This window comes from Variovorax atrisoli (assembly GCF_014195185.1).
Classification (GTDB): Bacteria; Pseudomonadota; Gammaproteobacteria; order Burkholderiales; family Burkholderiaceae_C; genus Variovorax; species Variovorax atrisoli.
Map to the genome: position 1 here is coordinate 160,377 of NZ_JACIBG010000008.1, position 22,100 is coordinate 182,476.

A 22,100-nucleotide genomic window follows, 5' to 3' on the forward strand; every position below is an offset into this window, starting at 1 on the left:
GGCAGAATTCGGCCACAACAAGGTTTCACCGAATCCCCGACTGGGCTGCGCCCCGTGCAATCTCTCCCACAGCGGTCCTTCGCCAACTGGCTCGTCCCCATCGCCGTCGCCTGCCTGATGCTGGCCTTGCAGGCGGGCGGCGAGCCCGTGTACGAAGCGCTGCGCTACGAGCGCGCCGCTGTGCTCGGCGGTCAGCCGTGGCGCCTTGTCTCGGCGCACGTGGTGCATCTGGGTTGGGCGCACTGCGTGATGAACGCTGGCGGGCTGGCCCTGTGCGCCGCGTTCGCGGCCGGCACGCTCGGCTGGCGCGCCTGGGCCATTGCGATCGTCGTGCTGGCCCTCGGCGTGGGAATCCTGCTGGTGGTCGCATCGCCTCGAGCCACGGACTATGCGGGCCTCTCGGGCGTGCTCTACGGGCTCTTCGTCTGGGTGCTGGCGCCGCGTGCCTGGCGCGGCGATCGCGTGGCCTTGATCGTCCTGCTCGCCGTCATCGCACGCATCGGCTGGCAGATGCTGCATCCGCCTTTGGAAGCACAGCGCGCGCTGATCGGCGGCGACGTGCTGGTCGAGGCTCATCTGTACGGCGCGCTGTGCGCACTGGCGCTGTGCCTCTTTCAGTGGGCGTGGCCGCACTTTCGGCGGGCCTGAGCCGGCGGCCTTCCATCGAGATCCGGCTCACCTTGCTGTCGAGGCCGTCCATGAGGGCGCGCTTGCGATGTAGCCGCGGCCGAGGTCCGGCCGCGGCGCCCGCTTTATCGCCGGCGGCGGCGGGCTACCGCGAGCGCGGCGAGGCCGGCCAGCGCCAGGATGAGGTCGCCCGCGTCCAGCGCGCCGCCGCTCCTGCGGAACGGAAAGGCGATCGGCATTGCCGGCGGCGGCGAGGAGGGAGGCTGCGTCGTCGGCGGGGTCGTCGTCGGCGGCTGTTCGTCGTCCGGCGCGTAGGACTCGACGTCGTAGGCGTAGAGCCTGACGCTCGTGCCCTCCGTGGGGCTCTCCGCCTGCATGGCGACGAACCCGCCGATGGAGCCCTGCCGCTGGCTGATGGCGTTCCCGGCGTCCCTGTTGGGCGTCTCGCCATCGTTCACTTCCTTCAGGACATGATGCTGCTTGATGCCGTCCTTCTCGGTGTAGAGGAACATCTTCATCGCGCCGGTCTTCGGGTCGATGGGCGTGTTGAACCACACCGCCTGATCCAGCGCTCTTTCGGCGATCTGCGAGCCCTCCTGGCCGTTCGTCTGCCGCGTGATCAGCGAGTTCTGACCTGCCACGACGGTGCCTGTCGCACCGTTGCCTCTGAAGACGATGTGCGGGTAGGCGTTGGTGCCATGGATGAAGCTCTGCATCGTGTGCCCCTCCTGGACCGCGTACGGTCCTGCGGCAGGGCTCTTCGCCTCCTCGAAGACGAACTTGAGGTTGTCCTGGGCCAGCGCGGGCTCGCTCGCGGGCGCATTCGAATTGCGCAATGGCACGAGGACATCGCCACGCAGGACGACGGGCGTGCGCGACAGCGATTCGGGTGAGGCCGTGGTCGCGGGCTTGCTCCTGTTGGTCAAAGCAGCGGCCTGCGTCTGTCCGTTGGAAGCCGACTCGCCGGACACGACCATGTACGTCCTGCCGGGCTCGAATCTGGTGACGAGTCGCCAGGCTTTCTCCGTCGACGCATCCTTCTGCAACCTCAGGCCGAACGGACCGGCGATCGGGTCTTGCGGCTGCAGCACGAGCGTGGCGCGGCCATGTTTAGGCACAGCCTTCGTTTCCACGACGCCGGACGCTCTCGCCATCCCGTCGCTTCCATACGAGGTCTTGTACTGCTTGAACGCGGTCACGCCGTCGCTGAAGCGAACATCCGCATAGGAGAACGGTGCCTCGAGGGCGTTGGCGGCATCCATCCACCCGACGGTCATCTTGCCGAAGGACAGTACGAAGGTCGCCGTGTTCTCCACGGAGGCCGTTGCCGGTGCGGGCCCCCGCGCGGTCACCGTCACATGGCACGGCTTTCCGGGCATCACGGCGCAGTCGGGCGGGTTGAACTTCATGCTCTCGACGGAAAACCCCGCGGGCAGCGAGACGTTGGCAGCGGTGAAGACGACGTTCTTCGTTCCGACCGGCACGTTGATGTCGAGCATCGCCTGGGCGTTCTTGCCGCCCCAGGTCCGGGCCTTGAAGCTTTCTCCGCCATAGCTGAAGGTCGCGGTGACCCCGTTCGGCGGCAGGCCCGCATCGATGAGGTACTGCTCGGGGTTCGTCGTGGCCCAGTACGCCTCCTTCGGCTGGCCGACGCCGGACCACGGATATCCGTTGGTGTGATAGCCCGGGTCCGTCATGCCCCACCAGGTCACCCGGTGCACGCCGCCCTTGTACTCGGGGTGACGACCTCCCGGTCCGGCGGAGTACTCCTTGAGCAGGCTGAAGAGCTTTGCGTACTGGATGCCCTGCTCCTTGAACAGGGCATCCATCTCGGGGCCGTTCTGGATCCGCTGGCCTTTGTCCAGGCCCAGGGTCGGTGCGAGATCCAGCTCCGTCAGGTCGACGTTCACCCCGGTCTCGAGATAGGTCCTGATGGTCCTCTCGAAGGCGTCGAGGTTGAGCCTCATGTCCCAGTGCCCCTGCGTGCCGATGACGTCGACCAGCGGCCTCGGATTTCCCTTGGCATCCAGCAGGACCCGCCCTTTGCCCGCGGCCGATTCGGCCGCGTACCGTTCATTGAACTCCTTGACCATCGAAGCGATCGCGGTGGCCTTCGAGGCTCGCTCGTTGTCGTTGAAGTCGTTGTAGTTCAGGATCGCGGTCGTGTTCTGGCGCGCGGCGTAGAAGGCGTCATACATGTAGTCCCAGCTCTTCCCGCCTTTGGCGTAGGCCTGGGCCCATCGGGAGGGACGCTCCTCCGGGCTGTAGCCCGTTCGCAGCGCGTTCCTCCAGTCGGCGGGGTTGTCGGGGTTGTCCTTGAACGCCTCGTTGACGACGTCCCAGGCGTAGGTCTTGAACGGTGCCTGATCGAAATGGCCGGCCACCGTCCGGATGTAGTACTCCAGGTTCGTCTTCGCCGTTGCGTAGTCCCACGGGGTTTCCCATCCGCCGTTCGCAGTCAGGACATTGGGGGCGGGCCATTGGGCCGACTGGTTGTGCCAGACCAGCACGTGCCCTGTGACCTTGACGTCGCGCGCATTGGCCGCGCTGATGTCGGCGTTGATGCCCGAGGTCAGGTTGGTGAGGAAGTTCGGGGTCGGATTGCTGATTCCCCCATTCCAGAACTCCGGCTTCATCGCGTTGCCGGGCGTCACCACGTTGAAGTGTTTGACGGTCATGGCGGCGACCGAGTTCTCGCCCGGCACCACGTCGGCGCCGAAGTTGCGCGCGTCGAGATTGGTGCTGCCGATCAGGAAGTGGTTCTTGTACACGTCCTTCAGCGCCGGCCAGTCGGCAGGATTCGTTGGCCGATTGGCCGCCAGAGCGGCGTTCGCGATCGCGAGTGCGCTCGGCAACGCAATCAGGAGGCTCTTGATGCGAGGCCTTGTGAACATGGTCCCGATCCTCCTGGCGGTCCTGAGGATCGGAGGGTTCGTGCTGCGCGTGTTCCTCGATCTGAAGGCGGGGCCGTTCGATGCGGCCGGCCGTGCGGCCGCCAGACCCGATGATCTGATTTGCATGATGTCTCCGGAATGGAATATGCGGGGTGCGGCGAAGTGCCGCGACTCGCCGGCTCTCTGCGGAGCCCTGGTTGACCGACCCGAAGGCTAGGTGACGGCCCCCTGCCGGTCCACTGACTTTTTCGCTAGCATCCATTCCAAATGCTGATGAGTTCGGGCAAGACCTCTGGTAAACCCCTGATGCTGGCGCAAGTCTCGCGTCTGCGTTTCCGGCATCTGCAGTTCCTCGACATCCTCGGAAAGACGCGCAACCTGCGCCTGACTGCCGAGCAGATGTACATCACGCAGCCGGCTGCCACCAAGGTGTTGATGGACATCGAGGAGATGCTGGAGGCGCGCCTGTTCGACCGCCTGCCGCGCGACATGCAACCGAACGAGCTCGGGCTCTTCACGTTGCGGTACGCGCATTCGGCACTCGACGGCTATCGCAAGTTCGTGGACGAGTTCAGCGCCCTGAAGCAGGGAGGACACGGCCATCTGTCGATCGGCGCCATCTCGGGTGCGGCGCACGTGCTGACTGCCGCGGTGGCCGAGCTGCAGCGCCTGCGGCCGCTGCTGGTGGTGAAGGTGCTGGAGCAGAGCAGCGATCAGCTCATCGTGTGGCTGGCCGAGCGCAAGATCGACGTGATGATCGGCCGCTTCACCGACGAATCCCGGCGCGACCAGTTCCACTACGAGAACCTGACTGGTGAAAGGCTGCAGATCACCGCAGGCGTGCACCATCCGTTGCGCGGGCCGAACGCCCCCGGGCTCAGGGAGCTGTCGAACTGGCCTTGGATCCTTTATCCGGCATCCACCGCGCTGCGCAAGGTGTCGGACGACATCTTCCGCAGCACCGGCCTGTCGCTCACCTCGGGCATCGTCGAGACGCCATCGTTCCTGTTCGCGCTGGAGCTGTTGCAGAGCACGACCATGCTCTCGCTGCAGCCCGCTGCGCTGGTGGAAAAGTATGTGAGGCGCGGACTGCTGACGCGCATCGCCACCGAGCTTCCCACCCGCATGCCCGACTTCGGCCTGATCACGCTGCAAGGCGAGCCGCCCACCACGGCTGCGCTGGCGTTCATGGACGTGATCCGCAACATGGCGGACCATCGGGCCGAAGCGACGTTGGCCGAGAGAGCGACGCCCCGTCCGTTGGCCTAGAGGATCGGACGCACGACCACTTGCTGCTGCCCGATGCGAGCTTGTTGCCGATCCACGATGCCGCGTCGGCGACCTGAATGGCGCGCTGTCGATTGAGCGCACCACCTTCGGCCCCGGCGACGCCTCACCGTCGAGCGAAGGCCGTGCGGTACTTGCGCATCAGGTCTCCACGTACTCCTGGCGCTGCGATGTGCATGACCAGGCCTGGACGGGCCGGACGCTTCTGCTGGCGCTCATGTCCTTCCTCGGACTGCTCCGGATCTTCGAGCACGGCACGCAGGCTCATCGCTCGCGCAGGGCGCCGCGACCGCAGGTACTCAGCGCAGCTCGATGCTCTGGCGCAGCAGGCCTGACGGCTCCGCGCTCGGTCCCACCAGAATTTCCACCTCGCCCTCGTCGAACAAGGGCTCAAGGTCGGGTCCGAGATAACGCAGTTCGGACGCGGGTAGCGCCAGTTCGACGCGGCTTTCTTCACCAGGCTTCAATCGCAGCTTCGCAAAGCCCTTGAGCTCCAGGAGCGGCCGGGTGACGCGGCTCACCTTGCGGCGGGCGAACAGGAAGACCGTTTCCTCGGCCTCGCGCGCGCCGGTGTTGCGCAGGGCGACGCTGATCTTCAGCGTGTCCTGCGCCTGCACGCGGCGCGGCTCGACCTGAAGGTCGTCGTAGCCGAACCGGCCGTAGCCCAGGCCGTGGCCGAAGGCATACAGCGGCGAGTTGTCGACGTCCTGGTACCTGCTCGTGAAGTAGTCGCCGGGATTCATCGGCCGGCCGGAGGGGCGCTGGCCGAAGTAGATCGGTACCTGCCCGACCGCGCGCGGCCAGCTCATCGGCGTGCGGCCGCTGGGGCTCTCCCGGCCCGTGAGCACGTCGGCGATCGCATGGCCCGCCTCGACGCCGAGGAACCATGCGGCCAGCAGCGCGTCGCTGTGTTCGGCCAGCCAGGGGATGACGAGCGGGCGCCCGGAGAACACGATCGCGATGACGGGGATGCCCGCCGTCTTCGCGCGCGCGATCACGGCCTCTGCCAGGGCCTGCTGCCGGCCGGGCAGGGCGGGCGTCGCGCGGCTGGCGGCCTCGCCGCTCATCGTGGCGCGCTCGCCCAGGCACAGCACGACCGCATCGGCGCCATCGCACAGCGCCGCCGCCGCTTCGATGCCGCTGTCGTCGTCGCTCTCGATGGCGACACCCGGCGCGTGGCGCACGTCGGCCTGCGGCAGCGCGGCGCGCAGGCCGGCCAGCACGGTGACGGCCGGCTCGTGCTCGCCCGCACCCCACCACGGGCCTTTCATCTCGGTGTTCGCGTCGGCCAGCGGGCCGATGACGCTAAGTGTCTTCGCCGCAGCGGGCAAGGGCAGGGTGTCGCGCTCGTTCCTGAGCATGACGATGGACTTGCGCGCCGCGTCGCGCGCCACCGCACGTCGCTCGGCGACGGCCTGGGCGGGCTCCTGTGTCGAGCCGCGGCGGTAGGGGTCGTCGAACAGGCCGAGCTCTTCCTTCAGCCGCAGCACGCGGCGCACGCTCGCGTCGATCTCCTCGATCGTCACGCGGCCCTGCTCGAGGGCGACGGGCAGGCCCTTGCGGTAGGCATCGGCCATCATGTCGATGTCGACGCCGGCCTTCAGCGCCAGCACCGCGGCATCGACGAGGTCGGCGGCGACGCCGTGCTTGATGAGTTCCGCGATCGCGTTGTAGTCGCTGACGATCACGCCCTCGAAGCCCATCTCGCCGCGCAGCCAGTCGCGCAGCAGCGGGATGTGCGCCGTCATCGGCACGCCGTTGAGATCGGTGAAGGCGGGCATCAGCGTCGCGACGCCAGCGTGCACGGCGGCCGCGAAGCCCGGCAGGTGCACCTCGTGCAGGGTGCGCTCGGAGATGTCGACGGCGGCGTACTCGCGCCCCGCGTTCACGCCGCCGTATGCGACGAAATGCTTCGCGCAGGCCGCCAGCGATTCGGCAGAGGAGAGGTCGGTGCCCTGGAAGCCGCGCACCTTGGCCTGCGCGATGCGAGCGTTCAGCCAGGGGTCTTCGCCGGGGCCTTCGGCGGTGCGGCCCCAGCGGGGGTCGCGCGACACGTCGAGCATCGGCGCGAACGTCATCGCCAGGCCGTCGGCCGCGCCTTCGCGCGCTGCCTCGCGCGCCGTGCGCTCCCACAGCGCCTCGTCGAAGGTGCCGGCTTCCGCGAGTGGGATCGGGAAGAGCGTGCGGTGGCCATGGATGATGTCCAGGCCGATCAGCAGCGGAATGCCGAGTCTCGATTTCTCGACGGCCAGCCGCTGCATCTCGTGCGTCGGCCCGGGGCCGACCATGTTCAGCAGGTTGCCGACGGTGCCGTCGATGATCGACTGCGTGGAGTCTCCCGCGAGCACCGGTCCGGTGACCGTGTAGCTGGAGGCAGTCATCGTGAGCTGGCCCAGCTTCTCGGGCAGCGTCATGCGGGCCAGGAGGGTGTCGATGCGACTCATCAGGGATTTCGAATAGAACCCGGGGGCCCAATGATGGCATGCTGCGGGGCAGGGCCGCCGATACTTGTTGTGCGGCCGACGATCCGGTGAAACCAAACGTGACACCCTGGGCCACAACGAAAGGAGCCGTTCGTGTTGAAGGATGAGAGGAACCCGAAGGAACTGGCAGCGCTGCCCGACGAAGCCTTGATCGAGGCGGTGCAGCGGCAGACCTTCCGCTATTTCTGGGACGGCGCAGATGCCGCCAGCGGCCTGGCGCTCGACCGCCGCACGCTGGTCGCCGCCACGGGCGAGGACCTGGCCGACGCGAGGGTCGCGATCGGCGGTACCGGCTTCGGCATCATGGCCCTGATCGTCGCGGTGGAGCGCGGCTGGGTCACGCGCGACGCGGCGCTGGAACGCTTCGGCCGCATGCGTGACGCGCTCCTTCGCGCCAGGCGCTACCACGGTACCTTCCCGCACTTCATGGACGGCGCGAGCGGCGAGACGATCCCGATGAGCCCCAAGGACGATGCGGGCGACCTGGTCGAGACCTCGTTCCTGTGCATGGCCCTGCTTTGCGCGCGCCAGTACTTCGACGACGACACGGCCATGGCGCGCCGGCTGCGCGCCGACTTCGACACGCTGTGGCACGAGGTCGAGTGGGACTGGTTCACCCAGGGCGGGCGCGATGTCCTGTACTGGCACTGGAGCCCGAACCACGGCTGGGCGATGAACCACGAGGTGCATGGCTGGAACGAGTGCCTCATCACCTACTTCATGGCCGCGGCATCGCCCACCCACCCGATCGATCCGCGGGTCTACCACCGCGGCTACGCCTCGGGGCCCGACTTCCTCAACGGCCGCTCGTACCACGGCATCGAACTGCCGCTGGGCCCGCCCAACGGCGGCCCGCTGTTCTTCGCGCACTACTCGTTCTGCGGCCTCGATCCGCACGGCCTGAAGGACCGCTACGCCGACTACTGGGACCTCAACACGCGCCACGTGCGGGTCAACCGCGCGCACTGCATCGCCAACCCCCGGGGCTTTCCCGGCTATGGCGAATCGTGCTGGGGCCTGACGGCCAGCGACGATCCCGACGGCTACCTCGCGCACGACCCGAACAACGACAACGGCACCATCTCGCCGACGGCCGCATTGGCCAGCCTGCCGTATGCGCCCGCCGAGGTGCTGAAGGTGCTGCGGCATTTCCTCACCGTGCACGGCACGCGCGTGTGGCGCGACTACGGCTTCGTCGATGCGTTCTGCGAGGCGCGAGGCTGGTTCGCAGACACCTTCCTGGCCATCGACCAGGGCCCCATCGTCGTGATGATGGAGAACCACCGCACCGGCCTGCTGTGGAAGCTCTTCATGAGCGCGCCCGAGGTGCAGGCCGGGCTGCGCCGGCTCGACTTCAGCAGCCCGTACCTGGGATCGCCCGCACCGTGAGTTCCGGCGCGGCGAACGCCCAAGACCCCGCCTTCGAGTCCTGGCTCGAGGCACAGCTGGCCCACTCGGCAAGAGGAATGCTGGCCAGCGTCTCGCCGACCTCGATCGTCAAGCTGCGAGCGGGCTTCGGCCAGACCGTGCGTCCGGTGGCGGGCGCCATCGTCGCCTCGCCCGTGCTCGGCGACTACAACCCCGATCCGGACTACTTCTTCCACTGGTTCCGCGATTCGGCCGTCGTCATCGACGCGCTGCGTCTGCTCCACCTCGACGGCCGCATCGGCGCCGAGGCGCTGCGGCATCTGCGCGACTTCACCCGCTTCAGCCTTGCCCTCAACGGGTTGGACGGTCGCGTGGAGGCCGCGGCGAAGGGCCGCAGGGACCGCGTGGCTCCCGCGTTGCAGCAATACCTGCGCGAAGACGACGACCTGTCGCGCATCCACGGCGATGCGGTCGCCGCCGAGACGCGGGTGAACCCCGACGGCACGCTCGACATCCTGCGCTGGGCGCGTCCGCAGCACGACGGGCCGCCGCTGCGTGCGCTCGCGTTGCTGCGATGGGTGGCCGGCGGGCATCTCGACGCGCAACTGCTGGCCGAAGTCGCGCCGCTGATCCGCTTCGACATCGAATTCACGCTGCGCCGCTGGCGCGAACCGTCGTTCGACATCTGGGAAGAGGAGAGCGGCCATCACTACTACACGCTGCGCGTGTCTGCGGCCGCGCTGGCCGAAGGCGCGGCATGGCTCGAGGGCCTGGGCGAGACGGCGCAGGCGGCCCGTTGCAGGGAAGAGTCGCAGGCCGTGCTGCGGATGCTCGACGACTACTGGGTGGACGAAGGAAGTGGCGGCAATGAGGGCAAAGAGGGTGAAGAGGCGCGCGGCTACTACCGCTCGCGCGTGCTGGCCGATGGCGCCAGCAGCCCGAAGGCGCTGGACATCGCGGTGATCCTGTCGGCGATCCACTGTGCCGGCACGGGGTCGGCACACGTGCCGGCCGACCCGCGCATGCAGGCCACGCTGGCGCGCCTCGATGCCCTCTTCGATGCGGCCTACCCGATCAACCACGGCCGTACGGCGGGTCGCGGCGCGGCGATGGGGCGGTACGAGGGCGACGTGTACTGCTCGGGCGGCGCGTACTACTTCTCGACCCTCGGTGCCGCCGAGTTCTGCTTCCGCGCGGCTGAGCGCGGCGACGAATGCCATCGCGACGCGTGGATCGCGCGCGGCGATGCCTATCTCGCCACCGTGCGCGCCTACACGCCGGCCAGCGGCGATCTGTCGGAGCAGTTCGACCAGCGCAGCGGCGCGCAGACCTCCGCGAAGCAGCTGGCGTGGAGCCATGCGGCGTTCATTTCTTGCGTCTTCGCGCGCCGCGCCGCGCTCGCCGGCCGCGAGGAGCCGCGCGGACGATGAGCACGAGCGCCGAGACCCGCGACGAGCCGGTGGCAAGGGTCGGTGTCTTTCGCCAGGTCGGCGAGCTGGTGGGCGCGCTGCGGGTCTCTCCAGTCGGGAAGAAGCTCGCCGCGCTCATCGCCGCCATCGTCGTGGTCGTGGCGCTCACCGCCTACGGGCAGATCGAGCTCAACAGCTGGAACAAACCCTTCTACGACGCGATCTCGCGCCGCGACTTCAAGGAATTCATGGTGCAGGTCGGCGTCTTCGCGATGATCGCGGGCGCGCTGCTGGTCTTGAACGTCGCGCAGCGGTGGCTGAGCGAAACCCTGCAGATGAGGCTGCGCGAGGCGGTGGTCAGCGACCTCGTCGGCCTGTGGCTGCAGCCGCGCCGCGCGTTCTGGCTCCAGGCCAGCGGCCCGATGGGGGCCCATCCGGACCAGCGCATGCACGAGGACACGCTCAAGCTGTGCGACCTGTCGGTCAACCTGGGCGTGGGCCTGCTGCAGGCCACGATGCTGTTCGGCAGCTTCGCGAGCGTGCTGTGGGTGCTCTCCAAGGACTTCACCATCTTCTTCAACGGCGAGGACCATGTGCTGCCCGGCTTCATGCTGTGGGCGGCGATCGCCTATGCGGTGGCCGGCTCGCTGTTGGCCTACTGGGTCGGCAACGGCCTGATCTCGCGCAACGCCGAGCGCTATGCGCGCGAGGGCGAGCTGCGTTTTTCGCTCACGCGCATCAACGAGCATCTCGACGGCATCTCGCTGGCCGGCGGAGAGGCCGACGAGAAGCGCCGCGTCGCGGCGCACTTCGCGGACGTGCTGCAGGCCACGTCGCGCGTGGTGCTCGGGCTGACCAACCTGACCTGGGCCACGGCGGGCTTCGGCTGGATCACCGTCATCGCGCCGACGCTGGTGGCAGCGCCGCTGTATTTCTCGGGGAAGGTGTCGTTCGGCGGCCTGATGATGGCCGCGGCGGCCTTCACACAGGCACAGTCCTCGCTTCGCTGGTTCGTGGACAACTTCAGCATCATTGCCGACTGGCGCGCCACGCTGCTGCGCGTGACCGACCTGCGCCGGAAGCTGGCGTCCGACCTGGAGGCGCAGTCCGGCGGCAGCCGCATCGCCTACGAGGAGAGCGATGACGGCACGCTCGCGCTCGAAGAGATCGAGGTCCGTTCCTGGAGCGGCCACGACCGGCTCGACGTGCCGGCGCTCGTCGTTCAACCGGGCCAGTGCGTGCTGATCCTGGGGACGCCGGGCACCGAGAAGACGCTGCTGTTCCGGGCGCTCGCGGGCCTGTGGCCGTGGGGCTCGGGCACCTTGCGCCGGCCCGCGGGCGAGACGATCCACTTCATGCCGCGCGGTACGCCCTACATTCCGCGCGGCACGCTCGCCGAGGTGCTGTCGTATGCGATGGAGCCCACCACCTATCCGAGGGAGGCGATGGTGGCCGCGCTGGAGAGCGTCGGCCTGCAGCGCCTGGAGTCCCTGCTGGACAGGACCGCGCGCTGGGAGAGCGAGCTGAGCATGGACGAGCAGCTGCGCCTGGGCTTCGCCCGCGTGGTGCTGCAGGCGCCGCCCTGGCTGGTGATGGACGAGGCCTTCGGCGCGTTCGACGACGACACGCTCGAACTCGTCATCGGCGCGCTCGGCAAGCTCGCGCACACGGGCATCATCCACATCGGCTCGGCCGGCGGGGCGCACGACCGGCTGTTCACGCAGGTGGTTCACCTGGTCAAGGCGCCGCACGACCTGCCCGAGGAGCCGCGACCATGAGGCGTACCGTGTCGACCGTCAGCCGCGTGCGCCGCGCGTTGACGCGGGTTGTGCTGTCGCTGCCCGTCTGGCCGACCTGGTCGCGGGCGGCGGATTTCGGCTTCCGGCCGCCGCGCGATCCGGATGACCCCGCCGCTGCGGAGCTCATGCGCGACCTGGCCGAGCGCATCCTGCCGGTGTACCAGGACGCGGACAAGGACGCCTTCCTGGCCAACGTGACGGCACTGCAGATCGTGAGCGGCGCCTACCGCGCGGCCCTGGACAGCAGCCGCCTGCTGCGCGAGCGCCGCCAGGGCAAGCCCTTCGACGCACTGGTCGAGCGTGCGACGCTCGACGGCATCTACGCGCGGGCGCGGCTGCTGGAGGCCGAGGAGCGCGTCGCCTTCGCACAGGCCTATGCACGCGCCTTCCAGGAGCTGGTCTCGCCGCTCGACAACATGCAGGCGCAGGCCGTCATGGCCCGGCTGGAGATTCCGCCGGACGTGTTCGCGCAGCAGCTGCGCCAGGCCTTCGACCTCTGGCGCGACAAGGGCAGCCTGCCCGAGGCCGATGCGCTGGCGCTCGTGCGGGCCTGGCTGTCCTACCAGTCGCGCCGCAGCTTCAGTGCCTTGCTGCCCGAACTCTTCGCCGCGGAGAACCGCATTCGCTACGTGGCGGAGGCGGGCATCCGGATCCCGGTGCGCGGCGGCGTCATCCACGCCACCATGGTGCGGCCCGGCCGCGCCACCGGGGCGCTGCCGGCGCTGCTGCGCTTCACGCTCGACCCGGGCGAGGATGATGTCCGGCGCAGCGCGGCGAGGGGCTATGTCGGCATCACCGCGTACGTGCGCGGACGCACGCCCGACGGCAAGGGGGCGGTGTGGCCCTTCATGCACGACGGCGAGGACGCGGTGGCGGTCATCGAGTGGATCACCCACCAGCCATGGAGCGACGGCCGCGTGGTCATGCTCGGCGAAGGCTATTCGGGCTACGCGGCCTGGGCCGCGGCGCGCAGGCGGCCGCCAGCGCTCAAGGCCATCGCCACGATCGCTCCGATGGCGCCGGGCATCGACTTCCCCATGGCAGGGCAGATCTTCCGCAATGCGATGGTCCGCTGGGCGCAGGAGCATGCGCTGGCCGAGCCCCCGCCCGGACCCCAGTCTTCAGGCAGCCCCGCAGGGGCCGACCCGGACGCGGTCTGGCAGGCGCTCGACGCACGCTGGTATCGCGGCAATCGTCCCTACTGGGACATCGACCGCGTCCTGCTCGGCAAGCGAAGCAGGCTGATCCGCACCTGGCTGACGCACCCGAGCCACGACCGCTACTGGCAGAAGTTCCTGCCATCGGCCGAGCAGTTCGCGCGCATCGACATTCCGGTGCTCAGCTTCGCCGGCTACTTCGGCGGCGACGCCGGCGCGCTCTACTTCCACCAGGAGCACCTGCGCAACCGGCCGCAGGCCGACACGACGCTGCTGCTGGGACCCTACGACGCGACGACGATCCGGCGCGGCACCGCGGCCGAGCTGCGCGGCTACGCGCCCGACCCCGTCGCGCGCATCGACCTGCCCGAGCTGCGCTACCGCTGGATCGACCACGTCCTCAAGGGCGCGAACAAGCCGGCGCTGCTGCTGGAGCGCGTCAACTACCAGGTGATGGGTGCGGACCAGTGGCGCCATGCGCCGGCGCTGGAGTCGCCGCAGCGCACGCAGCTGCGCCTCTATCTCGACACGAGCGGTCGCGACGAGCCGCGTCGCCTGCTGGCCTCGCCGGCCGAGGGCGGCGGCAGCGCGCGGCTGTCGGTCGACCTGGCCGACCGGCGCGACGTGCGCACGCCGTGGGCGGACGCGCTGCGCGTGAACCAGCTGCCGATGCGCAACGGCATCGGCTTTGTGAGCGAGCCGCTGCCCGAGGGCACCGAGATCGCCGGCAGCCTGCGCGGCGTGTTCGACATCACGCCTTCGCGGCAGGACGTGGACTTCAGCGTCTCGCTCTACGCGCAGACCGAGGGCGGCGAATGCCAGCTGCTGTTCGAGCCTTACGACTTCCGCGCGAGCTATGCAGGCCACCGCGTGCGACGCCGGCTGCTGCGGGCCGGCGAGCGCCAGCTGCTGGCCTTCACGGTCGAACGCTTCACCGCCTGCAGGCTCGCAGCGGGCAGCCGCCTCGTGCTGGTGGTGGGCATCAACAAGCGGCCCGATCGGCAGATCGACTACGGCAGCGGCAAGGACGTGAACTCGGAAACCGTCACCGACGCGAAATGGCCGCTGCGCGTGCGCTGGCACGCGCGCAGCTACATCGAGATTCAGACCGGCGGGTCCTGATTTTCTTCCGCACCTTCGTTGCCGATCACGACGCCCTCGCCGGGTGAGAGCACCAGGGCGCCATCGACCGGTCCGGCGCGTGCGGGATCGGTCGATGCCAGCACCAGCGGGCGCCGCGGCAGCAATGCCTGCGGCACCGGGGCCGCGGCGGCTCCGAAGTTCAGCAGCACAACCAGCCGCCGTCCTTCGCCGATGCGCGCATAGGCGAGCACATCGTTTCCGGCTTCCAGCGCTTCGTAGCTGCCCCGATGCAGCGCGGGTTGCGCGCGGCGCAGCGCGATGAGGCGCCTGTAGAGCGCGAGCATGGAGTCCGGATCGCGCGACTGCGCCTCGACGTTGCAGGTACGCCAGTCCGATGCAAGGCGCAGCCACGGGCGCCCGGTCGTGAAGCCGGCGTTGGCGTCGGCGCTCCACTGCATGGGCGTTCGCTCGGGGTCGCGGCCCAGGCCCATGCCGGGCCTGTTCTTCTCGAACGGGTCCTGCACTTCGTCGGCGGGAATGGGAACGTCCGTCATGCCGATCTCGTCGCCGTAGTAGAGCGTCGGCGTGCCTCGCAGCGTGAGCAGCAGCATGGCCGCGAGGCGCGCCATGCGAGGCCCGACGCGGCTCGCGATGCGGGCCCTGTCGTGGTTGCCGAGCACCCAGTTGGGCGCTGCACCGGCGGGCAGGGCGGCTTCGTAGTCGCGCACCAGCCGGTCGATGTGCGCGGCCTGCCAGTCGGCCCCGATCAGCTGGAAGTTGAAGGGCAGCTGCACGCCTTCGAGCACGCCCTGGGCATTGAGGCCGTAGTAGGCGACCAGGCGCGGCAGGGGCAGGTAGAGCTCGCCGATCAGCACGCGCGACGAATGTGCGTCGCTGAACTCGTCGACCACGCGGCGCATCTCGGCCACGATGGGCTGTACTTCCGGCAGGTCGGTGTTGTGGAGCATCGTCCAGCGCAGGAACGTGTCCTGGCCTTCGACGTAGTCGGGGTTGAGCGGGTTGTCGCGGAACTGCGCGTCCTTGACGATCTGGGAGAGCACGTCGACGCGGAATCCGTCCACGCCGCGCCGCAGCCAGAAGCGCATCACCTCGTACATCGCGGAGCGCACCTCGGGGTTGCGCCAGTTGAGGTCGGGCTGTTCCTTCAGGAACGAGTGCGCGTAGTACTGGCCGGTGGCTTCATCGAAGCTCCAGGCCGGCCCGCCGAAATTGCTGAGCCAGTTGTTGGGCGGCCCGCCGTCGGGTGCCGGGTCGCGCCAGATGTACCAGTCGCGCTTTGCATCGCTGCGCGCGCTGCGGCTGTGCACGAACCACGGATGGTGCTCCGAGGTGTGGTTGGGCACGAAGTCGAGGATGAGCTTGAGCCCCTTCGCGTGCGCCTCCTTCACCAGCGCGTCGAAGCCCTCCAGCGTGCCGAAGCGCGGATCGATGTCGCAGAAGTCGCTGATGTCGTAGCCGAAGTCGGCCATCGGCGAAGGGTAGACCGGCGAGATCCAGACCGCGTCGACGCCCAGCGACACCAGATGGTTCAGCCGCGCGCGGATGCCGTCGAGGTCTCCGATGCCGTCGCCGTTGCTGTCCTGGAACGAGCGCGGGTAGACCTGATAGACGATTCCGTGCTTCCACCAGTCGTCGGCTGACATCGTGATCCCTTCATGGTCGGCTTGGAGCGGATCATTGTCGCCAGAAAGCGGGAGCGCGGCGCAGCGCAGTGCGGTTCCCGCGCCGCCTCAGGCCGCGGGCCGCCGGCGCGCGCCGGCGAGCATCGCGATCTCCGCCAGCAGTTCATCGAGTGCCACGCGGATGAAGTCGAGCGTCGATGCGTCGACCAGCCGGCCGTCCTGGATGCGCGAGGCCACGTTCGCGATGGCCACATGCTGGCGCACGAGCGGCCGCGCGAGCGTGGCTGCCAGCGCGTCGCGGATCTGGGCCTGTGCCCGCACGCCGCCGGCGGTGCCGGGCGAGGCCGTCATGATCAGCGCGGGCTTGCCCTTCAGCGGCGATGCGAAGCCGGGCCGCGATGCCCAGTCGATCGCGTTCTTCAGCACGCCGGGCATGCCGTAGTTGTATTCGGGCGAGCACAGCACGATGCCGTCGGCGGCGGCGATGGCGCGCTTGAGTGCAGCCACCGGCTCGGGCGGCGCATCGCCATCGAGGTCGGCGTTGTAGGGCGGGATGGCGTCCAGCGGCGCGATGTGCAGCGTCACGCCTGCGGGCAGCAGCGGCTGCAAGCTGCGCAGCACGGCCGTGCAGTTGGAGGCCCGGCGGATGCTGCCGGAGATGGCGACGAGTTGTACGGTGGGTTGGTGATCGTTGTTCAAGGTGTGCTCTTGTCGATTTCTGGGCGGCGAGTTTATGCATAAAATCGAAAACATGTACAAAAAAGATCCGTCCCAGGAGCGGACGCTCCCGCTCGTGGACCAGGCCTTCATGCGGCTGCGCCAGGACGTGCTCTCGGGCACCTACGGCGCGGGCATGAAGCTCAAGCTCGACGAGCTGCAGACGGCCTACGGCTTCTCGAGCAGTCCCTTGCGGGAGGCGCTGAGCCGGCTGGCGCAGGAGGGGCTCATCCGTTCCGACGAGCGGCGCGGCTTCCGCGTGGCGGACATATCGCCGGAGGACCTTGCGGACATCAGCCGCATGCGTCTCATGCTCGACCTGCCGGCGCTGCGGGAGTCGATCGCGAACGGCGACGACGCATGGGAGGCGACGGTGGTCGCCGCCTTCCACCGCCTGGAGAAGATCGAGAGCCGCATCGGCGACGGCCCCGTGGTGCTCGACGACGACTGGACCCAGGTCCATTCGGCCTTCCACGCATCGCTGCTGGCCGCATGCCCTTCGGAGCGCATGCGCAACTGGAGCGCGAGCCTGTTCGACCAGGCCGAGCGCTACCGCCGCTACTCCGCGCGCTTTCGCAAGACGGCGCGGCGCAAGTCGAGCGAACACCGAAAGATCATGGACGCCACGCTGCGCCGCGATGCGGACACGGCCTGCGCGCTGCTGGAGGAGCACATCCTCAGCACGCAGCGCAACGTGATGGCGGTGCTCGGCACGGCTGCCGAGCGGGTCGGCAAGAGCTAGAGCGCCGCGGGCTTCTTCAGTTCTTCAGCCCCTGCTTCGCCAGCCACCGGTCGATCAGCGTGGCGATCTGGTCGGAGTTGCGGTCCATCATCAGCATGTGGCTGTTGCCCGTGATGCCCAGCTCCGGCAGCACGATGCGGTCGCCCGTGCCGCCGGCGCGCACCAGGTTGCCGCGGAATTTCTCCTGCTGCGCTGCGATGCGCTCCCAGAACGGGAACCTGCCGAGGTTGTCGCCCCAGACCCAGAGCATGGGCACGCCCTTGACGCGCGCGAAGTCGTAGGTGTCGGGGTCGGGTGAGCCCGAGGTCTCGACAGCCACCAGCGCCTTGACCTTCTGCGGGTACTTCAGCGCCGAGTTGAACGCGAAGTTGCCGCCCTGGCTGTGCACGACGATGACGCAGGGGCAGACCTTGTCCACATAGGCGTCGTAGGCTGCCTGCGTGGCCGCGTCGTTGGTGCCCCAGCGCGGGATCGCCTGCTTGGCGAACTGGTCGAACGCGGCCACCGGGAACTGCGTGCCCGGCAACGCGCGGCGGCTGGCGGGATCGGTGGCGTAGGAGCCGGTGTCGCCGATGCGGAACAGCTCCCATGCCTCCTTCTTCGGCCGGAAGAAGGGCTCGCTCTTGAAGATCTCCGGATAGCGCGCCCAGGACGCGCGGCCACGCTCGACCGCGTCGCTCACGTACACGTCATGGCCCGCGCGCAGGAAGAAGTCCTCCCAGCCGGGTTGGCCGTCGGGCTTCGTCTCGAAGGTGGTGCCCGCCAGTCCACCGCCGTGCCACAGCAGCAGCGGGTACCTGGCCTTGGGGTTGGCGAGCCGGGTGTAGCGCGCGTACAGCGCCTCGACCTCGAAGTCGCCATTGGGGTCGAGCTTGAGCGGCGGCGCGCCGGGCGTGAACACCAGCTCCTTGGGAGGCAGGCCCGAGAGCGTCACGGCTCGCCCTCCGACATGAAAGCTGCCCATCTCTGCCACCTGTAGCGAGGGGCTCGCGCAGCCGAACAGCGCCGCCATACCCAGGGCGGCGGCCGCGCGGAACATCGTCTTCAACATGTGTCGTCTCCGTTTGTCTGTCGTTCCTGCTTCGCAGTTTAGGAAGCCGAACCCGCGCGATGCATCGCGATTGGCGATGGCGGCGTTCTTGCCTCGCCATCGCCCGGCCATCGGATCCCTTCGTGGAAACCACTATGCATTTATCTGATTTTGTGCATAAAAATATCTTCGTGCATTAAGCTGTGCATCGAGACGGAGCCCGTGCCGGGCCCGCGCAACGCAACGTCCCATCCGAAAGAAGCAACGCATGAAACTGATGTCCTACTCACTCGCAGGCCGCGAAACCTGGGGCGCCGTCGTCGACGGCGGCGTGGTCGAACTGGCCGGGCGCACCGGCCACGCCACGCTGGCCGACTTCATCGGCAGCCCGGAGTTCGAGCGCCGCGACGCGCTGGTCGCGGGGCTCGCCGCCGACGTGCCGCTGTCGGACGTGCGCTACCTGCCGGTGATCCCGAAGCCCGAGAAGATCGTCTGCGCGGTGCGCAACTACATGGACCACCACCAGGAGGTGCTGGCCGCTGGCATGCAGCGGGAGCTTTCCGAGCAGCCGCCGATCTTCCTGCGCGTGTGGCGTTCGCAGACGCCGCACGAAGGGCCGATCGTGCGCCCGCGGGTGTCGGAGTCGCTCGACTGGGAAGGCGAGCTGGCGGTGATCATCGGCAAGCCGGGCCGTGACATCCAGGAAGCCGAGGCCTGGAACCATGTGGCCGGCTACAGCTGCTACAACGACGCGAGCGTGCGCGAATGGCAGTTCCACGCCAAGCAGATCGCCTCGGGCAAGAACTTCGAGGCGACCGGCGGCTTCGGCCCCTGGATGGTCACGGCCGACGAGATCGCGCCGGGACGCGAACTGAAGCTCGAGACCCGCCTCAACGGCGAGGTGGTGCAGTCGAGCCATACGGGCCACATGATCTTCTCGGTGCCGCGCCTCATCGCCTACGCCTCCACCATCTTCACGCTGGTGCCGGGCGACGTGATCGCCACCGGCACGCCGGCCGGCGTGGGCTGGAGCAAGAAGCCGCCGCGCTTCATGAAGCCCGGCGACGTGGTCGAAGTCGAGATCGAAGCCGTCGGCGTTCTGCGCAACCCGGTGGTCGCGCAGGACTGACCGCCGCACCCGGGCCTTCGACCGACACGCATCGCGCGAGACGTCCGCAAAGGGCGCCGCCTCAGGAGACAAGACTTGAAACGCAGACATCTTCTCGCCGCATGCGCGGCGTCGGCCGCCGCATGGCCGGCCTTGCAGGCCTTCGCACAGGGCTACCCCGAGCGGCCCGTGAAGCTCTACCAGGGCTTCGCGCCGGGCGGCAACGCCGACGCGATCGCCAGGGCCATCGGCATCGAGATGAGCAAGACGCTCGGACAACCGGTGGTCGTGGAGGCGCAGGCGGGCGCGGGCGGCACGATCGCCGCGGCCACGGTGGCGCGCGCCAGGCCCGACGGCTACACGCTGCTGCTGGCCACCGGCGGGCACGCCGTGGCGGGCGCGCTGTACAACACGCTGCCCTACAAGACCGTGGCCGACTTCGAGGCGGTATCCACCGTCACCTATTTCCCCTTCCTGATCGTCGTCAACGCGAATTCGAAGGCACAGGGTCTCGCCGAGATCCTCGCCACGGCGAAGGCCGCGCCGGGCACCGTCGCCTACGGCACGGCCGGCATCGGCTCGACGCACCACCTTGCGGGCGAGCTGCTCACCAAGATGGCCGGCGTGTCGATGATGCACGTGCCCTACCGGGGCGACGCCGCCTCGGTGACCGCGCTGCTGGGCGGCGAGGTGCCGTTCATCATCGCGCCGCCCACCGCGGTGCTGTCGAACATCCAGGCGGGCAAGCTGCGCGCCGTGGCGGCGACGGGCCCGCAGCGCTGGCCCGGCCTTCCGAAGGTGCCGACCGTTGCGGAGCAGGGCGTCGCGGGGTATGACGTGCGCTCCTGGGCGGGCATCCTGGCGCCGGCGGGCACGCCGCGGCCCATCGTCGACCGGCTCAATGCCGAGACGCTGCATGCGCTGCAGGCCTCTTCGGTGCGCCAGCGCCTGGAAGACATGGGCGGCGAGGCGCGCGGCAGCACGCCCGAGGAGATGAAGGCCCTCGTGGCCCGGGAACTCGAGAAGTGGACCCAGGTGGTGGCCGACGCGAAGATTCCCCGGCAGTGAATCAACGAATGAATGAACGAACGAACCGATGAACGGACAAGCGAGATGAAGAACGAAGGAGCCGCACCATGTCACTGATCGCCCTGCGCAAGAGAAGCCTCACCGTGGAGACCGTGTTCCACGAGGGCGGCCCGCCGCCCGCGAAGCCGCTGCGCATCGCGGCCGCCTGCGCGGTGATCCGCAACCCCTACGCCGGGCGCTACGAGCCCGACCTGCTGCCCTTCATGGCGGAACTGCGAAGCCTCGGCACCTCCCTGGCCGAGGAACTCGTCGCGACGCTCGGCAAGGACAAGGTCGAGGCGTACAGCAAGGCGGCGATCGTCGGCGTCAACGGCGAGCTCGAGCACGGCGCCGTCTGGCACGAGGCGGGCGGCTGGGCGATGCGCCAGGTGCTCGGCGACCCCAAGGCGATCGTGCCGGCGGCCAAGGTCGTCGCGGCGACCGGCTATCGCCTCATGGTGCCGCTGCACTACATCCATGCGGCCTACGTGCGCAGCCACTTCAACACCTTCGAGGTGGGCATCCAGGATGCGCCCCGGCCCGACGAGATCCTCTTCGCGCTGGTGATGGCCGACGGCGGCCGCGTCCACTCGCGCCTCGGCGGCCTCGCCAAGGAGCAGGTGTCGGTGCACGACGGGCAGCGCTGAACATGGCGGGCCTTTACACCATGCGCGCCGTGCAGCTGTCCGAGACCGGCGGCCCCGAAGTCCTGCGGCTGGTCGAGCTGCCGCTGCCCGAGCCGGCGCCAGGCCAGGTGCGCGTCAGGGCCGCGGCGATCGGCGCGGGCGGGCCGGACGTGCTCATCCGCAACGGCACCTACAAATGGATGCCGCCGCTGCCGGCCATTCCCGGCAACGAGATGGCTGGAACGGTCGATGCCGTCGGCGCGGGCGTCACCCGCTTGTCGGTGGGCGATCGCGTGCTCGTCAGCGCGCGCGAACTCGCGCAACGCGGAGGCTGCTATGCCGAGCACATCTGCGTGAGCGAGCAGGCCCCGTTCGTGCTGCCACCCGCGCTGGGCTTCGACGACGCGGTGAGCCTGGGCAACTTCCAGCTCGCCATCGCGCTGCTGGCGAGCAACGGCAACCTGCCGGCACGGACCATCCTCGTGCCGGGTGCGGCAGGCGGTGTCGCGACCGCGCTGGCGCAGGTCGCGCGAGCGCGCGGCCTGCGCGTGATCGGCACCGCCTCGTCGCACGAGAAGCGCGCCTTCGCGCTGGAGAACGGCGTGAGCGAGGTCATCGACGGCGATCCCGCGACGCTGCCCGAGCGCGTGATGGCGCTGACCGACGGGCGCGGCGCGGACCTCGCGTTCGACCATGTCGGCGGGGCGCTCTTCATCGCGTGCCTGCGCTCGCTGGCGCCCTTCGGCATGGCGGTGTCGTACAACATCCTCTCGGGGCCGCCCGCGAGCGATGTCTTCGACGAGCTGCGCAAGCTGCTCGGCAAGAGCCTGGCGATCCGCACCTTCTCGATCCACACCGTCGACAGCGACGTCGCGCACCGCCGCGGGCTCATGGAAGAAGCCATCGCCCTCATGGCGGCGGGCAAGGTGCGCGCCCCACGCGCAACCCGCATGCCGCTGGCCGAGGCGCGACGCGCGCACGAGCTGCTGGACAGCGGCGGCTCGCTTGGCAAGCTGGTCCTCGTCCCTTGAACCTGCGCGCGCTCCAACGAACACTCCA

General features: G+C 69.0%; 17 protein-coding genes. 11 read left to right on the forward strand and 6 right to left on the reverse strand.

What is annotated here, in order from left to right; genetic code table 11:
* Positions 1–54: 54 nt before the first annotated feature.
* On the forward strand, positions 55–648 hold the full coding sequence (gene rrtA, locus FHY06_RS26005) for a rhombosortase (RefSeq protein WP_184606789.1): 594 nt from the start codon (positions 55–57) through the stop codon (positions 646–648).
* A 104-nt stretch (positions 649–752) separates the two neighbouring features.
* Here rrtA and FHY06_RS26010 read toward each other — a convergent pair whose 3' ends face one another.
* The gene (locus FHY06_RS26010; RefSeq protein ID WP_184606790.1) at positions 753–3,521 is read right to left on the reverse strand and encodes an endo-1,4-beta-xylanase; all 2,769 of its coding nucleotides are present in this window, start codon (positions 3,519–3,521) and stop codon (positions 753–755) included.
* Positions 3,522–3,827: 306 nt separating this feature from the next.
* Between FHY06_RS26010 and FHY06_RS26020 the strand changes: the two genes are divergently transcribed.
* Positions 3,828–4,790, forward strand: coding sequence for a LysR family transcriptional regulator (locus FHY06_RS26020; protein WP_126185241.1), 963 nt, complete (start codon positions 3,828–3,830; stop codon positions 4,788–4,790).
* 124 nt (positions 4,791–4,914) lie between these two features.
* Here the strand turns inward: FHY06_RS26020 and FHY06_RS26025 are convergent, their stop codons facing one another.
* Entirely contained in the window at positions 4,915–5,076 is a 162-nt protein-coding gene (locus FHY06_RS26025; RefSeq protein ID WP_184606792.1) for a hypothetical protein, read from the reverse strand.
* 31 nt (positions 5,077–5,107) lie between these two features.
* On the reverse strand, positions 5,108–7,252 hold the full coding sequence (locus tag FHY06_RS26030; RefSeq protein ID WP_019655196.1) for a glycoside hydrolase family 3 N-terminal domain-containing protein: 2,145 nt from the start codon (positions 7,250–7,252) through the stop codon (positions 5,108–5,110).
* A 132-nt stretch (positions 7,253–7,384) separates the two neighbouring features.
* On the opposite strand from FHY06_RS26030, the gene FHY06_RS26035 reads away from it, so the two are divergent.
* From FHY06_RS26035 to FHY06_RS26050, 4 genes are read left to right on the forward strand one after another with little or no spacing between them, the layout of a single operon-like run.
* Entirely contained in the window at positions 7,385–8,680 is a 1,296-nt protein-coding gene (locus tag FHY06_RS26035) for a glucoamylase family protein (RefSeq protein WP_311733731.1), read from the forward strand.
* A complete protein-coding gene (locus tag FHY06_RS26040) occupies positions 8,677–10,089 on the forward strand; it encodes a glycoside hydrolase family 15 protein (RefSeq protein ID WP_019655198.1) in 1,413 nt (470 codons plus the stop codon). Before FHY06_RS26035 ends, FHY06_RS26040 begins: the two co-directional genes overlap by 4 nt.
* Positions 10,086–11,846, forward strand: coding sequence for an ABC transporter ATP-binding protein/permease (locus FHY06_RS26045; RefSeq protein ID WP_019655199.1), 1,761 nt, complete (start codon positions 10,086–10,088; stop codon positions 11,844–11,846). The genes FHY06_RS26040 and FHY06_RS26045 overlap by 4 nt, the downstream gene beginning before the upstream one ends.
* A complete protein-coding gene (locus FHY06_RS26050) occupies positions 11,843–14,146 on the forward strand; it encodes a CocE/NonD family hydrolase (RefSeq protein WP_184606793.1) in 2,304 nt (767 codons plus the stop codon). Before FHY06_RS26045 ends, FHY06_RS26050 begins: the two co-directional genes overlap by 4 nt.
* On the opposite strand, the gene FHY06_RS26055 is transcribed toward FHY06_RS26050, so the two are convergent.
* Positions 14,128–15,771 (reverse strand): alpha-amylase family glycosyl hydrolase, encoded by a 1,644-nt coding sequence (locus FHY06_RS26055; RefSeq protein ID WP_132752668.1) that lies wholly within the window; start codon positions 15,769–15,771, stop codon positions 14,128–14,130. The two genes, FHY06_RS26050 and FHY06_RS26055, sit on opposite strands and share 19 nt — an antisense overlap.
* 87 nt (positions 15,772–15,858) lie before the next feature.
* Positions 15,859–16,449 (reverse strand): NADPH-dependent FMN reductase, encoded by a 591-nt coding sequence (locus FHY06_RS26060; protein ID WP_019655202.1) that lies wholly within the window; start codon positions 16,447–16,449, stop codon positions 15,859–15,861.
* Positions 16,450–16,483: 34 nt separating this feature from the next.
* On the opposite strand from FHY06_RS26060, the gene FHY06_RS26065 reads away from it, so the two are divergent.
* Positions 16,484–17,209 (forward strand): GntR family transcriptional regulator, encoded by a 726-nt coding sequence (locus FHY06_RS26065; RefSeq protein WP_019655203.1) that lies wholly within the window; start codon positions 16,484–16,486, stop codon positions 17,207–17,209.
* 16 nt (positions 17,210–17,225) lie between these two features.
* On the opposite strand, the gene FHY06_RS26070 is transcribed toward FHY06_RS26065, so the two are convergent.
* Complete coding sequence (locus FHY06_RS26070; protein ID WP_019655204.1) at positions 17,226–18,260, reverse strand: alpha/beta hydrolase; 1,035 nt, start codon at positions 18,258–18,260, stop codon at positions 17,226–17,228.
* 247 nt (positions 18,261–18,507) lie between these two features.
* Here FHY06_RS26070 and FHY06_RS26075 point away from each other — a divergent pair, with 247 nt between their 5' ends.
* The 4 genes from FHY06_RS26075 to FHY06_RS26090 all read left to right on the forward strand — a co-directional run bounded on the left by FHY06_RS26075 (position 18,508) and on the right by FHY06_RS26090 (position 22,072).
* Positions 18,508–19,368: a fumarylacetoacetate hydrolase family protein gene (locus FHY06_RS26075; protein ID WP_126185233.1), complete on the forward strand. Its 861-nt coding sequence runs from the start codon at positions 18,508–18,510 to the stop codon at positions 19,366–19,368.
* 75 nt (positions 19,369–19,443) lie between these two features.
* Positions 19,444–20,415, forward strand: coding sequence for a tripartite tricarboxylate transporter substrate binding protein (locus tag FHY06_RS26080; protein ID WP_260310689.1), 972 nt, complete (start codon positions 19,444–19,446; stop codon positions 20,413–20,415).
* Positions 20,416–20,483: 68 nt separating this feature from the next.
* A complete protein-coding gene (locus FHY06_RS26085; RefSeq protein ID WP_019655207.1) occupies positions 20,484–21,062 on the forward strand; it encodes an amino acid synthesis family protein in 579 nt (192 codons plus the stop codon).
* 2 nt (positions 21,063–21,064) lie between these two features.
* Positions 21,065–22,072, forward strand: coding sequence for a zinc-dependent alcohol dehydrogenase family protein (locus FHY06_RS26090; protein WP_184606794.1), 1,008 nt, complete (start codon positions 21,065–21,067; stop codon positions 22,070–22,072).
* The last annotated feature ends 28 nt before the right edge of the window (positions 22,073–22,100 follow it).

Excerpts from the sequence above, each read along its gene's own strand:
- FHY06_RS26010 (WP_184606790.1), bottom strand. The coding sequence starts at position 3,521 with ATGTTCACAAGGCCTCGCATCAAGAGCCTCCTGATTGCGTTGCCGAGC.
- FHY06_RS26020 (WP_126185241.1), top strand. The coding sequence starts at position 3,828 with ATGCTGGCGCAAGTCTCGCGTCTGCGTTTCCGGCATCTGCAGTTCCTC.
- FHY06_RS26025 (WP_184606792.1), bottom strand. The coding sequence starts at position 5,076 with ATGAGCCTGCGTGCCGTGCTCGAAGATCCGGAGCAGTCCGAGGAAGGA.
- FHY06_RS26030 (WP_019655196.1), bottom strand. The coding sequence starts at position 7,252 with ATGAGTCGCATCGACACCCTCCTGGCCCGCATGACGCTGCCCGAGAAG.
- FHY06_RS26045 (WP_019655199.1), top strand. The coding sequence starts at position 10,086 with ATGAGCACGAGCGCCGAGACCCGCGACGAGCCGGTGGCAAGGGTCGGT.
- FHY06_RS26050 (WP_184606793.1), top strand. The coding sequence starts at position 11,843 with ATGAGGCGTACCGTGTCGACCGTCAGCCGCGTGCGCCGCGCGTTGACG.
- FHY06_RS26055 (WP_132752668.1), bottom strand. The coding sequence starts at position 15,771 with ATGTCAGCCGACGACTGGTGGAAGCACGGAATCGTCTATCAGGTCTAC.
- FHY06_RS26065 (WP_019655203.1), top strand. The coding sequence starts at position 16,484 with ATGCATAAAATCGAAAACATGTACAAAAAAGATCCGTCCCAGGAGCGG.
- FHY06_RS26070 (WP_019655204.1), bottom strand. The coding sequence starts at position 18,260 with ATGTTGAAGACGATGTTCCGCGCGGCCGCCGCCCTGGGTATGGCGGCG.
- FHY06_RS26075 (WP_126185233.1), top strand. The coding sequence starts at position 18,508 with ATGAAACTGATGTCCTACTCACTCGCAGGCCGCGAAACCTGGGGCGCC.
- FHY06_RS26085 (WP_019655207.1), top strand. The coding sequence starts at position 20,484 with ATGTCACTGATCGCCCTGCGCAAGAGAAGCCTCACCGTGGAGACCGTG.
- FHY06_RS26090 (WP_184606794.1), top strand. The coding sequence starts at position 21,065 with ATGGCGGGCCTTTACACCATGCGCGCCGTGCAGCTGTCCGAGACCGGC.